Annotated in this window: 11 protein-coding genes, 1 tRNA gene, 2 rRNA genes and 1 other RNA gene; 13 read left to right on the top strand and 2 right to left on the bottom strand. The window is 59.3% G+C overall.

Annotation, left to right across the window (positions count from 1 at the left end):
* Nucleotides 1-76 precede the first annotated feature (76 nt).
* The 4 genes from tadA to G4C92_RS06360 all read left to right on the top strand — a co-directional run bounded on the left by tadA (nt 77) and on the right by G4C92_RS06360 (nt 2,677).
* Entirely contained in the window at nt 77-580 is a 504-nt protein-coding gene (gene tadA / locus G4C92_RS06375; protein ID WP_274941736.1) for a tRNA adenosine(34) deaminase TadA, read from the top strand.
* An 11-nt stretch (nt 581-591) separates the two neighbouring features.
* A tRNA-Ser gene (locus G4C92_RS06370) sits at nt 592-678 on the top strand.
* Nucleotides 679-842: 164 nt separating this feature from the next.
* Nucleotides 843-2,261, top strand: coding sequence for a pyruvate kinase (pyk, locus tag G4C92_RS06365; RefSeq protein WP_274941735.1), 1,419 nt, complete (start codon nt 843-845; stop codon nt 2,259-2,261).
* Between the two features lie 41 nt (nt 2,262-2,302).
* Nucleotides 2,303-2,677, top strand: coding sequence for an Hpt domain-containing protein (locus tag G4C92_RS06360; protein WP_274941734.1), 375 nt, complete (start codon nt 2,303-2,305; stop codon nt 2,675-2,677).
* 25 nt (nt 2,678-2,702) lie between these two features.
* On the opposite strand, the gene G4C92_RS06355 is transcribed toward G4C92_RS06360, so the two are convergent.
* Entirely contained in the window at nt 2,703-3,587 is an 885-nt protein-coding gene (locus G4C92_RS06355; RefSeq protein ID WP_274941733.1) for a YitT family protein, read from the bottom strand.
* A gap of 304 nt (nt 3,588-3,891) precedes the next feature.
* Between G4C92_RS06355 and G4C92_RS06350 the strand changes: the two genes are divergently transcribed.
* Nucleotides 3,892-5,220, top strand: a complete 1,329-nt coding sequence (locus G4C92_RS06350; RefSeq protein ID WP_274941732.1) for a D-alanyl-D-alanine carboxypeptidase family protein — start codon at nt 3,892-3,894, stop codon at nt 5,218-5,220.
* Between the two features lie 125 nt (nt 5,221-5,345).
* Here G4C92_RS06350 and ffs read toward each other — a convergent pair.
* An RNA gene (gene ffs / locus G4C92_RS06345) (signal recognition particle sRNA large type) lies at nt 5,346-5,609 on the bottom strand.
* Between the two features lie 141 nt (nt 5,610-5,750).
* Here ffs and G4C92_RS06340 point away from each other — a divergent pair.
* From G4C92_RS06340 to rrf, 8 genes are all read left to right on the top strand, one after another.
* Nucleotides 5,751-6,830, top strand: a complete 1,080-nt coding sequence (locus G4C92_RS06340) for a 6-phosphofructokinase (RefSeq protein ID WP_274941731.1) — start codon at nt 5,751-5,753, stop codon at nt 6,828-6,830.
* A 6-nt stretch (nt 6,831-6,836) separates the two neighbouring features.
* Nucleotides 6,837-8,462, top strand: a complete 1,626-nt coding sequence (dnaX, locus tag G4C92_RS06335) for a DNA polymerase III subunit gamma/tau (protein ID WP_274941730.1) — start codon at nt 6,837-6,839, stop codon at nt 8,460-8,462.
* A 76-nt stretch (nt 8,463-8,538) separates the two neighbouring features.
* Entirely contained in the window at nt 8,539-8,892 is a 354-nt protein-coding gene (locus tag G4C92_RS06330; RefSeq protein WP_274941729.1) for a YbaB/EbfC family nucleoid-associated protein, read from the top strand.
* Nucleotides 8,879-9,475 carry a recombination mediator RecR gene (recR, locus tag G4C92_RS06325; protein ID WP_274941728.1) on the top strand — a complete coding sequence of 199 codons (597 nt, stop codon included), beginning with the start codon at nt 8,879-8,881 and terminating at the stop codon, nt 9,473-9,475. The genes G4C92_RS06330 and recR overlap by 14 nt, the downstream gene beginning before the upstream one ends.
* 10 nt (nt 9,476-9,485) lie before the next feature.
* Nucleotides 9,486-10,619, top strand: coding sequence for a DUF5711 family protein (locus G4C92_RS06320; RefSeq protein WP_274941727.1), 1,134 nt, complete (start codon nt 9,486-9,488; stop codon nt 10,617-10,619).
* Between the two features lie 112 nt (nt 10,620-10,731).
* Nucleotides 10,732-11,403 carry a CvpA family protein gene (locus G4C92_RS06315; RefSeq protein ID WP_274941726.1) on the top strand — a complete coding sequence of 224 codons (672 nt, stop codon included), beginning with the start codon at nt 10,732-10,734 and terminating at the stop codon, nt 11,401-11,403.
* A 255-nt stretch (nt 11,404-11,658) separates the two neighbouring features.
* Nucleotides 11,659-13,177, top strand: a 16S ribosomal RNA gene (locus G4C92_RS06310).
* Nucleotides 13,178-13,240: 63 nt separating this feature from the next.
* Nucleotides 13,241-13,358: ribosomal RNA gene (rrf, locus tag G4C92_RS06305) — 5S ribosomal RNA — on the top strand.
* The last annotated feature ends 267 nt before the right edge of the window (nt 13,359-13,625 follow it).

Genomic DNA, 13,625 nt, shown 5'->3' with positions numbered 1-13,625 from the left:
GACTTCTCGGACATAAAGAGTTACGCCGAATATTACCCGTTGATTTTGCCGCGGGAATCGCATATAATATGCGGGTATGAATACGGACGAGACATTCATGCGCGAAGCGCTGCGTCAGGCGAAGAAAGCCTATGCGCTGGACGAGACGCCGATCGGATGCTGTATCGTGTACGGGGGAAAGATCATCGCCCGGGGCTACAACCGGAGAAATACGGACCGCAATCCGCTGGCGCACGCCGAGATCACCGCGATCCGCAAGGCTTCGAAGGTGATCGGCGACTGGCGGCTCGAGGAATGCACCCTCTATGTGACGCTGGAGCCCTGCCCGATGTGCGCGGGGGCGATCGTGCAGGCGAGGGTAACGAACTGCGTGATCGGGTGCATGAACCCGAAGGCGGGCTGCGCCGGGTCGGTGACGGATCTGCTCCGGATGGAGGGCTTCAATCATCGGGTGAACGTGACGACCGGCGTGATGGAGGAGCCCTGCAGCGAACTGCTGAAGTCGTTTTTCCGCGAGCTTCGCGAGAAGTCGAAACGCAGACATACGTCATCAGAGGAAGACACGGCTCGTGTCATCTGACAATTCCATATGGAGATGTACTCAAGTGGTCGTAAGAGGTCGCACTCGAAATGCGATAGGCCCGCAAGGACACAAGGGTTCGAATCCCTTCATCTCCGCTTCACGGCACAGCCGCAGAAGAGAATTCAGCTGATTCTCTTCGCGGCTTTTTTATTTCCCGGCGTGCGGGCGACAAGCGGATAATGACGCCTGTCCGGATGCGGAGTATAATAATAGAAGCACAGTCTTCGAAGAAATCTGTGAAAGAAAAAGGAGAAGAAAGATGCGCAGAACGAAGATTATCTGCACGATCGGTCCGGCGAGTGAGAGCGAGGAGAAGCTGAAGGCGCTGATTCTGGCGGGAATGAACGTCGCCCGCTTCAATTTTTCCCACGGCTCGCATGAGGAACACGAGGCAAAATTCAAACGGCTCCGCCGCATACGGATCGCGATGAATATGCCGACCGCGACGCTGCTGGACACAAAGGGGCCTGAGATCCGGCTCCGGAATTTCAAAAACGGAAAGGTGACGCTGAAGCGGGGCGACCGGTTCACACTGACAACGGACCAGATTATCGGCGATGAGCACCGGGCGGCCATCTCGTACCCCGGGCTGGTTCACGACGTGAAGAAGGGCAGTCACATTCTCATCGACGACGGTCTGATCGGGCTGAAGGTGGATGAGGTGAAGGGCCATGATATCCTCTGCACGGTGGAAAACGGCGGCCCTGTGTCGGACAAAAAAGGCGTCAATGTCCCGGACGCCGAGCTGTCGATGCCCTTCATCAGCGAGCAGGACCGCTCGGATATCGAGTTCGGCTGCGCACTGGGTTTTGATTTCATCGCCTGTTCCTTCACACGGACCGCGGACGATATCCGGGCCGTACGGAAGATTCTGGACGCTCATCACAGCAAGATGCAGGTGATCGCCAAGATCGAGAGCACGCAGGGCGTCCGCAACATCGAGGAGATCATGGACGTCGCGGACGGCGTGATGGTGGCGCGGGGCGATCTGGGCGTCGAGGTGCCGCTGGAGGAAGTGCCGGTGATCCAGAAGCGGATCATCAATCTCGCCCAGCGCAAAGGAAAGATCGTCATCACGGCGACCCAGATGCTGGATTCGATGATCCACAATCCGCGGCCGACCCGGGCGGAGGCCACGGATGTGGCCAACGCGGTGTACGACGGCACGACGGCGGTCATGCTGTCCGGTGAAACCGCGGCCGGGGCCTATCCGGTGGAAGCGGTTCAGACGATGGCGAAGATCGCGCGCCGCGCGGAGGAGGATATCAATTATCTCGAGCGGAGGCTGAGTCTGCTCCGCAACGATGCGGTGGCGCGTGACGAGACAACGGCAATCTGCCACGCCTGCTGCACGGTGGCCGAGGAGATCGGCGCGGCGGCGATCATCACGGTGACGATCTCCGGCTTCACGGCGCGGCGGCTTTCGAGGCTCCGCCCGACCGTGCCGGTGATCGCCTGCACGACCAACGCGCGCGTCGCCTGTCAGACAAATCTCCTCTACGGCGTGGTGCCGCTGATCATCGGAATGGAGGACAGCGAGGATGCGCTGTTCGCTGCGGCGCTGGCAAGGGCGGATATGACGGGGCTGGTGAAGAAGGGCGACAAGATCGTTCTGACGGCCGGACTGCCGCTTGGCTCTTCCGGCAATACGAATATGATCCGGATCATCGAGGTCTGATCCGGAGGACAGCAAGGGAAAGACGGGAAGGAGTGACAGACATGACACTCAGGGAGTGTTATGAGACAGTGGGCGGCAGCTATGACCGGGTCGTGGAACGGCTCGGATCCGCCGCCCTGGTGGATAAATACATCCGCCGGGTTCCGGGGGACCGGAGCTATCAGATGCTTCTGGATGCGATGGCAGCGCATCGGGAAGAGGAAGCCTTTCGGGCGGCGCATACGCTGAAGGGCTTCTGCCTTACACTGGGGCTGGATGACCTCGCGTCATCCGCAGGCGAGCTGACCGAAGCGCTCCGTCACGGGCGGACGCCGGAGGCGGACGGTCTGCTGCGGAAAGTGACGGCGGACTATGAGCGGACGGTGCGCGCGATCGCGCAGCTGCCGGCCCGAAAGGAAAGCGCGGGACATATATGAAACGGCTGCATTCTCCATTGCTTTTTTACGTCAGTTCCTCACGGCTGTAGCCGAGAAAGCCCTCTCCGCGGATTTCCTTCGCGTCAGTCAGAATCAGGAAAGCCTTCGGATCGATGTCCGCGACAAGCTCACGGAGGATGACGGTCTGCTTCTTTGAGACGGCGCAGAACAGTACCGGCCGGCTCTGGCCCGTATAGAGGCCGACGCCGGGCAGCTCCGTGACGCCGCGGTCAAGTTCCTCCATGATTTCACTGGCGATGGTTCCGCTCTTTTCCGAGATGATGTAGGCGACATAGGCGTTGCGGAACCCGCCGATGAGGTCGTCCGCGATATAGCTCGTGAGGACGACGGCGATCACCGCGTAGAGGGAAATTGTCATGCCGAAGATCCAGACGGAGAGCAGGATGATCACCGCGTCGAGCACCTGCATCACACTGGCGACGCTGCGGTGAGGGATATGGCGCTGAATCAGAGCGGCCAGCGTGTCCGTGCCGCCTGTGGTCGCCTTGCCGAGAAAGACGAAGCCGAGTCCGATTCCCATCAGAGCGCCCCCGACAGCCGCGTTCAGAAAGAGGTCGCTGCCGGCCAGCGGGTACTCCGGAATCAGAAAGAGCCAGACGGAAAATGCAATCGACGCCGCGAAGGTTCTTCTTAAGAACCGCCAGCCGCGGCTGCGGATGGAGAGAAGAATCAGCGGCACGTTGAGCGCGGCATTGGAAAACCAGGTCGGCACGCCGCCCGGAAGCAGGCCGGCGGTCAGATGCTTGATGATGATCGCCAGCCCTGTGAAGCCGCCGGGCACCAGGTGCGCCGGGGTAAAGAACAGGTTGGTCGCCAGAGCGGTCAGCCCCGATCCGGCGATGATCCAGATAAAGTCGCGCCGTCTTTCGTGAGTCAGCATGCCAGCCATTTGTTTCTCCTTCCGTTTTCCGGAGGCGCGCCGCATCATCCGGGTCTTATCCTGCTTCCGGCGGGAAAACAAGAGGCGCTTCCTTTTCCGGAAGCACCTCTGTGATCATCCGGGCGCGTCCCGGAATTCTTCTGCATGAATGGATCTCTGATATCCACTATAGAAGAGGAATGACGGAAAGTCAAATGGCGGCGGGCGGCCTTTTCGGCCTTTGAGGTGACTGCCCTTCATTGCCTTGACCGGCCTCGTATGATAGGATACAGGCAGGCTGGGGAGTACAGTCGGGAAAACAAGGGGTGAAAGAATGAACGGAAAGAAAGGAACACGGGCGGTGCGGCGGCTCTGCGCGCTGATGGCGGCGGTGTTTGTCTTCACGGCGGCAGGCGGCGCGGCGGCGCTGGCCGCGGATCCGGCAACCGCTTCCGCGGCCGCGTCAGCGGGGGCATCCGCAGCCTCCGGCGCCGCTTCGCAGTCGGACGGCAGCGCGGGAACATCCTCCGCTGCGGATCAGTCGAAGATTCCGCTTACGAATCTGCTGCCGGACTGGCCGCAGTATACGGAAACGCTGAACGAAGCGAGCGCGGTACTGATCGACGCGGATACGGGCGGGATCCTCTACTCGCTGAATCGGGATGAGATCCGTTATCCGGCCAGCACGACGAAGATCATGACCGCCCTGCTGACGCTGGAGCACTGCAAGCTGAACGATACGGTCACGATGAAGGAAGGCACGGTGCACTGCACGGACGGCAGCACCAATGCGGCGACGGTGGAAGGCGAGACGTTTACGGTAGAGCAGTGCCTCTATATGCTGCTGCTGAAATCTGCCAACGACATCGCGGTCCAGCTCGGTATCAAGGTGGCCGGCAGCACGGAGGCGTTCGCCGATATGATGAACGAGCGCGCGGAGCAGATCGGCTGCACCGACACGCATTTTGTGAACGCCAGCGGAATGCCGGATTCGGATCACTACACAACGGCGTATGATCTGGCGCTGATCATGCAGGAGTGTCTGAAGAACAAGACGTTCCGGAAGATCATCTCCACGACGGAATATACGGTGCCGGCCACCAACAAGACGGCGGAGGAACGGGTCTATCCGAACCACAACCTGCTGATCCAGCCGGCCAGCAAGTTCTATTACCAGTACGATATCGGAGGCAAGACCGGCTTCACGAAGGCGGCCTGGCGGACGCTGGTGACGGCGGCGGAGAAGGACGGCCGGACCCTGATCGCCGTGACGATGCGCGGACCGGATCAGACGGATTTTTCGGACGCGAAAAAGCTGTTCGAGTACGGATTCTCCCGGTTCGCGAATCAGGAGCTGAACGGCGTACAAGTCACGCTCCCGGCCGGTATGGGGACGGATCAGGTGGAGCAGTCGCATGAAAAGCGCGGCGACGGCACGGCGGAGCTGATCAGCACGTATCATAAGCTCACGGTGGGACGGAAGACTCTGACGGAGAGCGAAGCGAAGAAAACAGCTGCCGCGGCGGAGACACCGGCGGAGAGCGGCACACTGACAAAGACGGCGGGCCGGACGGCGCTGCCGGTGCTGCTGGCGGTCTTTGCGGTCCTGGTGGCAGGCATCATCGTCGTCGGCGTTCAGCTTTTCCGGGGGCGGAAGGACTGAGCGCCGGACAAGACCGGGCGCGGAAAACAGGGGGCATGGCACTGAATGAACTGAATTAAGGGAAACGGAACGGGCCTGCCGCATCAGTCTTGCTGATGCGGCAGGCCCGCTGTCTTCACTCAAAGCCGTGCGCCTCACTCCGAACAGACTCCAACAGACGGAACCCCTCCAGTTAACTCGGCCCAGGCACCCTTGCGTCACACGAAAGCTTCTGCTTAGTGCTGCTATGTTCCCATCCTGACACGGTTCACAGATTTCCGTTGCGCAAGACCCGGACGTCAGCGCCACTTGAAGGGGGCGGCTCCATCAAAGTCTGCCCTCGGATCGGCATCACCCCTGCTATAGCGGATTTCAGGCGACAGGGCCCCGCTGCTGCCCCGGCTGCACGGTATCCGAAGTATATCCGATCCCGATGGAATTGTCAAATCAGGGCCCGAGTAGTATACTTGAAGCCAGTCAGAAAGCCGTTCGAAAGAGAGCGGACGGCTGCGTGAACGGAAGAAAAGGAAAGAAACAAGGAGGGGCTGCCGATGAAGCGCATAGGATTACTGACCAGCGGAGGCGACTGTCAGGCACTGAACGCGACGATGAGAGGCGTGGTCAAGGGCCTCAGCAACAACCTGAAGGAACTGGAAATCTACGGCTTTGAAGAAGGCTACAAGGGCCTGATCTACGGGAATTACCGGCTGCTGACCGCGGCTGATTTCTCGGGTATTCTGACCCGCGGCGGCACCATCATCGGATCCTCGCGCCAGCCGTTCAAGCTGATGCGCGTCCCGGACGCGAACGGCCTCGACAAGGTGGAGGCCATGAAGCAGAACTACTACAAGCTCCGCCTTGACTGCCTGGTGATCCTGGGCGGCAACGGAACGCAGAAGACGGCCAATCTGCTTCGCGAGGAAGGACTCAACATCATTCATCTCCCGAAGACCATTGACAATGATATCTACGGAACGGATCTGACCTTCGGCTACCAGTCCGCGATCGATATCGCGACCAGGTGCATTGACGAAATTCATACGACGGCCTCCTCACACGGACGCGTCTTCATCGTCGAGGTGATGGGACACAAGGTCGGGTGGCTGACGCTGTCCGCCGGCGTGGCTTCCGGCGCGGACATCATTCTGATTCCCGAGATTCCGTACGATCTGAAGAAGGTCTGCGAAGCCATCGACCGCCGGCACAAGAGCGGTAAGAAGTTCACGATCCTCGCCGTGGCGGAGGGCGCGATCCCCAAGGAGATCGCCAAGCTCGACAAGAAGGAGCAGAAGAAGGAGATGGAGAAGATCACTTCGAAATATCCTTCCGTTTCCTATAAGCTGGCGGAGGACATCACGAAGAAGACGGGCTACGAGGTCCGCGTCACGGTGCCGGGTCATACCCAGCGCGGCGGTTCCCCGGATCCCTTCGACCGGATTCTCTCCACAAAGCTGGGCGCGTACGCGGCGCAGTGCATCATCAAGGAGGAATACGGCATCATGGTGGCGACGGTCAACGGACAGATCCGGAAAGTGGATCTCGAGAAGTCGGCCGGCAAGCTGAAGGTGGTGGAACCGGACAACCAGACCGTCCAGCTCGCGAAATCCATCGGCATCAGCTTCGGAGACTGATTGTTCATGTCCTATGTAGCGCTATACCGCAAGTTCCGGCCCCGCACCTTCGACGAGGTCAAGGGTCAGGATCCGATCGTCCGGACGCTGCGCAACCAGGTCCGCACCGGCCGGCTGCAGCACGCTTATCTGTTCTGCGGCACCCGCGGCACCGGGAAAACGTCTGTGGCGAAGATCCTCGCGAGGGCCGTGAACTGCGAGCATCCCGAGAACGGGAACCCCTGCGGGCAGTGTGAAAGCTGCCGGAATATCGCAGAAGGAAAATCGATGAATGTCATTGAGATCGACGCCGCCTCCAACAACGGCGTCGATAATATTCGTGACATCATTGAGGAAGTCCGGTATCGTCCGACCAGGGGAAAATACAAGGTTTACATCATCGACGAGGTTCATATGCTCTCGCCCGGCGCATTCAACGCGCTGCTGAAGACGCTGGAGGAGCCTCCGTCCTACGTCATCTTCATACTGGCGACAACGGAGGCCGGACGGATTCCGGTCACGATCCTGTCGCGCTGCCAGCGGTACGACTTTCACCGGATCGACGTGGACACGATCACGGCGCGTCTCCGCGAGCTGACCGGGAAGGAAGGCGTTCAGGCGGAGGAACGGGCTCTCCGGTTCATCGCCCGCGCCGGCGACGGGTCGATGCGCGACGCGCTGTCCCTCCTTGACCGGTGCCTCGCGTTCTATATGGACGAGGAGCTGACGTACGACAAGGCGCTGAAAGCGCTCGGCGAGGCGGATACAACTGTGTTCCGTGAGATGACGGAGGCGGTTTTTTCGGGAAATGCAGCCGCCGCGATGAAGATTCTCGGCCGTCAGATCGCGGACGGCGTCGAAATCGGTCAGCTGGTTCGCGATTACATCTGGTATCTCCGCAACCTGCTGGTGGCGCGCAGTACGTCCCGGGAGGATGCGCTGGAGATCATCGACGCTTCCTCGGATCAGATGGACGACCTGCTCGACCTCGCCCAGCGGTCGGACCCGGATGCGCTGATGCGCTGCATCCGGATACTGAGCGAGCTTCAGAACCGGATGCGCTACGCGACGAACCGGAGAGTGCTGACCGAGGTCGCTCTTCTCCAGATGGCCAGACCGGAGGGGGACCGGAACGAGGACGCTCTGATGGCCCGGATGGCCCAGATCGAGACGCGTCTGGATGAGGCGGCTGTGAGAGGGCTGCCGGCTGCGGCCGCGGCGGCTCCTCCGGAACCGGCGCCGGCTGAGGAGGAAGCCGAGGTGCTGCCCGACGCGGCGCCCGAGGACCTGAAAGAAATCTGCGCGGACTGGAAGCATCTGATCGGAGGTATGGAGGACGGCTTCCTGAAGAATATGCTGAAGCGGGAGGCGACGCCCCAGTACAACGCGGAAACACTGGAAAACCGGCTGTATCTGGAGCTGCGAGGCAACGAGACGGCCGACCGGCTTCTGATGAATACGCCGGACAACCGGGAGGAACTGGAGCGCTACCTTGAGCGGAAGACCGGCCGCCATGTGGAGGTGGAAATGCATCTGGCCGCGCAGCGCGGGCCGGAGCTCCGGAACGTGGATATCGACGGCATGATGCGAAGCCGGATCCATATGGATATCGAGGAGTCGGAGGACGACGACACGGAGGACGAGCCGTTCTGACGAAGTCCGGGAAGGGCGGTCAGTGGCGGGAGAAGGCAGCCGGAAGAGGGCTGCCTCTGGCAAAGGAGGAACGAAAGTGGCGAAACGAAGCGGCGGTTTCGGCGGCGGCATGCCGGGAAACATGCAGAACCTGATGAAGCAGGCTCAGAAAATGCAGCGCCAGATGGAGGAGAACCAGAAGGCGCTGGAGGAGAAGACGTTCAGCACACAGGTGGGCGGCGGAGCCGTGAGACTTGGCATGAACGGAAAACGGGAGATCGTGGAACTGAAGATCGACCCGGAGGCGGTTGATCCGGAGGATGTAGAGACACTGGAGGATATGCTGAAGGCCGCGTTCGGCGATGTGCTGAAGCAGATCGACGAGGCGCAGAGCTCTTCGGTAAGCAGTCTGACCGGCGGCATGGGAGGCTTTGGCGGTGGACTATTTTAGTGGACGGATGAGCGAGCTCATCGAACAGCTCGCCATGCTTCCGGGCATCGGAACGAAGACGGCGCAGCGGCTTGCATTTTACATCGTCAGCCAGCCTGAGGAGAAGGTGGAGAAGCTGTCCCGCACACTGATCGAGACCCGGAAAAACGTCCGCTACTGTTCGGAATGCTACACGCTGACGGACAGTGAAATCTGTCCGATCTGCAGTAATCCGAAGCGGGACCACTCGACGATTATGGTCGTCGAGACGACGAGGGATCTGGCCGCCTATGAGAAGACGGGCAAATATGAGGGCGTCTACCATGTCCTTCACGGGGCGATTTCTCCGATGCTCGGCATCGGCCCGGATGATATCCGGCTGAAGGAGCTGATGAAGCGTCTGGAAGGCGATGTGAAGGAAGTGATTATTGCGACAAACTCGACGCTGGAAGGGGAGACGACGGCGATGTACATCAGCCGTCTGATCAAACCGACCGGCATCCGGGTGACGCGGATTGCCAACGGCGTGCCGGTGGGCGGCGATCTCGAGAACATTGACGAGGTCACGCTGCTGCGCGCGCTGGAGGGCCGGACGGATCTGTGAGGAAATGCCGTTGAGAGAACAGAAGAGACGAGCGGGATCGGAAGGAGTCCGCCGGGCCGTCACCATCGCGGCCGCGGCGGTTCTTGTCATACTGCTCGCACTGCTCGTGCACCATATCCAGAACCGGACTTATACGGGATATAAGGTTGTCCGGTCAAGCGAAAAGAGCGGCAGCGTCTCCAAATGGGAATATACGCCGGCGGGTGCGGTCCGTTACTCGACGGACGGCGCGTCGCTGCTTAACGGCAGTCTGAAAACGGTCTGGTCCGTTACTTATACGATGAATGACCCGCGGCTGAGTGTCTGCGGAAATGAATGCCTGATCTACGACTGCAAGGGCACGTCGGCCCTGCTTTTCAATGAGAAGGGCAAGACGGGTGCATTCTCCACGGAGCTTCCGATCGGAAAGGCGTGCGTCTCCGCGAAAGGGACAGTGGCCGCGCTGCTGGACAACGGTGACACAACGGAGTTTGCGTACTACACGTCCGACGGATCGAAGATTGCGTCCGGCTCCTCGACTATCACGGATCCCGGCTATCCCGCCGCGCTGGCGCTCTCGGACGACGGGCTCAGTCTGGCCGTCTCGTATCTGACGGCAGCGGACGGAAACATCGGTACGACGGTCCGTGCCTATCGCTTTTCGTCGGATCAGTCGGAAGGGTGCCGCGAAAGCGGCGAGCTCTCCTTCACCGGCTCCTTCGTGCCCGCGCTGACCTACATCGGCGATTCACTGATCATCGTGCGGGACGGCGGACTCACGGTCTGCCGGGGAACGGACAAACTGAAGCAGACGGCCGATGTGGATTTTGACGAGGAGATCGTCAGCATGTTTTCGGACGGTTCTCATATCGGCTTCGTCTTCCGAAGCACTGAGAAAGGGCATCGCTACACGGCCCGGCTCTATTCCGGCGGCGGTCAGGAACTGGCTGCGATGAATCTGGACGATTCGTATCAGACGGTGCATGCCTGCGGCGATATGCTGGTGTTCAGCAGCGGATCGGGGATCAGCGTATACAGTATGCGCGGCGTCTGCCGGTATCACGGGCCTGTCCGCGAAGGAAGTGTGACGGACGCGGTCCGTGTGGACAGCCGCAGACTGCTCGTGGTGACGGATCAGGCTCTTGAAGTGATCGAGCTGCGCTGAGAAATCGCGGGACGCGGCGAATACACGGCTGGCCGCGGTCCGGATCGCCGGAGCCTTAAGTTCCGGTGAAAAGGACGGACGTACGGAGACAGATTCTGGGAGGAACAGACGGATGAATATGAATGCGCTGACATGGGTGGTGGTGATTTATCTTGCGCTCGTGGTGTTTCGTGCGGTGCGGCGCGGCTTTCTCCGCTCGGTCTTTTCCATGGCGTTTCTTCTTGTCGTGGTGCTCGTGATGGCAGTCGGGACGCCGGCGGTGACGAAGATGTGCTCAGAGAGCCAGTATATCACGGAGTATGTCAGAAAGCAGACCGCCGCGGTCATCGCGTCCGCGGGAAGCGGCTCCGGATCGTCCGTCAGTCTGGCAAATGCATCCACCCCCGAAGAAGTCGGGACAGCCGTCATCGCGCTGGCGATGGGGACGGATTCGGTCCGTGACGCCGCGGCCGGTGAGATCGGTTCGGTGATCATCCGTATCATCGCGGCGGTGATTACCTTTGTCATCGCGCTTCTGATCGGCATCGTGATCCAGATTATCATCGTGCACATTCTCCGAAGACGTGGCGTGAGTGCGCTGGATCATATTCTCGGGCTTCCGATCGGCCTCCTGAAGGGGCTGGTGGGTGTCTGGCTGGCACTCGGTCTGATTCAGCTGCTGTCGTTCACGAGTCCCTTTGACGGGCTGGCGAGGCAGATCACGGTGAGCCCGGTGCTCACCTTCATCACCACCCACAATCTGTTGTCGGCGATACTGGCAAAACTGGTGACGGCCGGAATCTGAAAAATAGATCTGAAAAATATTTTGAAATTCGTCAAAAAGCCGTTGACACACCTGAAAAGCTATGGTAAATTGATTAAGCTGTCCGTGAGGGACAGAGAACAGCAAACAGAACATTGATAACTGAACAGTGAAACACATACTAACTCGAAAATCCTTTATGAATTTTATTGAGAACAAAATCTCAGCAGTAAAGTAAGGAAACGGGGAACTGAGCAGCGAAAGCGAAGTCAGTTTCATCCGGATCCGGATTGAAATCCTTAAGAGAGTTCGATCCTGGCTCAGGATGAACGCTGGCGGCGTGCCTAACACATGCAAGTCGAGCGGAGTGAAGAGAGCTTGCTTTTTTCACTTAGCGGCGGATGGGTGAGGAACGCGTGGGGAACCTGCCTCTCACAGGGGGATAACAGCTGGAAACGGCTGTTAATACCGCATATGCACACAGTGCCGCATGGCACAGGGTGGAAAGAAATTCGGTGAGAGATGGACCCGCGTTGGATTAGCTTGTTGGCGGGGTAACGGCCCACCAAGGCGATGATCCATAGCCGGCCTGAGAGGGCGACCGGCCACATTGGGACTGAGACACGGCCCAAACTCCTACGGGAGGCAGCAGTGGGGGATATTGCACAATGGAGGAAACTCTGATGCAGCGACGCCGCGTGAAGGAAGACGTGCTTCGGCATGTAAACTTCTATCAGCAGGGAAGAAGATGACGGTACCTGACTAAGAAGCCCCGGCTAACTACGTGCCAGCAGCCGCGGTAATACGTAGGGGGCAAGCGTTATCCGGATTTACTGGGTGTAAAGGGAGCGTAGACGGTGATGCAAGTCTGATGTGAAACCCCGGGGCTTAACTCCGGGCTTGCATTGGAAACTGTACCACTTGAGTACTGGAGGGGCAGGCGGAATTCCTGGTGTAGCGGTGAAATGCGTAGATATCAGGAAGAACACCGGTGGCGAAGGCGGCCTGCTGGACAGTAACTGACGTTGAGGCTCGAAAGCGTGGGGAGCAAACAGGATTAGATACCCTGGTAGTCCACGCCCTAAACGATGAATACCAGGTGTCGGCAGCTGAGAGCTGTCGGTGCCGCAGCAAACGCAGTAAGTATTCCACCTGGGGAGTACGTTCGCAAGAATGAAACTCAAAGGAATTGACGGGGACCCGCACAAGCGGTGGAGCATGTGGTTTAATTCGAAGCAACGCGAAGAACCTTACCAAATCTTGACATCCCGGTGACAGATTCAGAAATGAGTCCTTTCTTCGGAACACCGGAGACAGGTGGTGCATGGTTGTCGTCAGCTCGTGTCGTGAGATGTTGGGTCAAGTCCCGCAACGAGCGCAACCCTTGTCCTCAGTAGCCAGCAGGTAAAGCCGGGCACTCTGAGGAGACCGCCAGGGACAACCTGGAGGAAGATGGGGATGACGTCAAATCATCATGCCCCTTATGATTTGGGCTACACACGTGCTACAATGGTGTCGGACAAAGGGAAGCAAACCCGCGAGGGGGAGCGAATCCCACAAACGGCATCCCAGTTCGGACTGCACTCTGCAACCCGGGTGCACGAAGCTGGAATCGCTAGTAATCGCAGATCAGCATGCTGCGGTGAATACGTTCCCGGGTCTTGTACACACCGCCCGTCACACCATGGGAGTCCGCAACACCCGAAATCAGTGGCCCAACCCGCAGGGGAGGGAGCTGCTGAAGGTGGGGCGAATGACTGGGGTGAAGTCGTAACAAGGTAGCCGTATCGGAAGGTGCGGCTGGATCACCTCCTTTCTAAGAGAGAAGTAGAGAGAAATGTGTTTCACTGTTCAGCTATCAAGCGATGGCTGAAGGAAATCTGGCGGCGATGCGTCCGGGGGAAACACCCGTACCCATGCCGAACACGACGGTGAAGACCCGGACGGCCGAGAGTACTGCACTGGAGACGGTGCGGGAGGGCAGGTGGCCGCCAGGCATCAAAATCTTAGCGAGCACAAGCGAAGCGCAGTGCGAGGTTCGATTTTGAGCCGTTCCAGCGAGCAAAGCGAGCTGGAACATCCTCGGCAATCATGGCGACATGCAATGTTTGCGTGTAAGCCCTGGCTGCAAAACGACTGACCACGCTGTGTTTCATAACCGGCAGTCAGCAGGCATGGAAACGCACCTTGAAAACCGCATATACCGAGAAGCACCAACCTGAGTGTTTCGTTTCCTGATCTTCCTTAGAAGAGACGGAGCAGAC

This window comes from Chordicoccus furentiruminis, assembly GCF_019355395.1.
Classification (GTDB): domain Bacteria; phylum Bacillota; class Clostridia; order Lachnospirales; family Lachnospiraceae; genus Chordicoccus; species Chordicoccus furentiruminis.
This window is presented reverse-complemented; position numbering and strand designations above follow the sequence as displayed.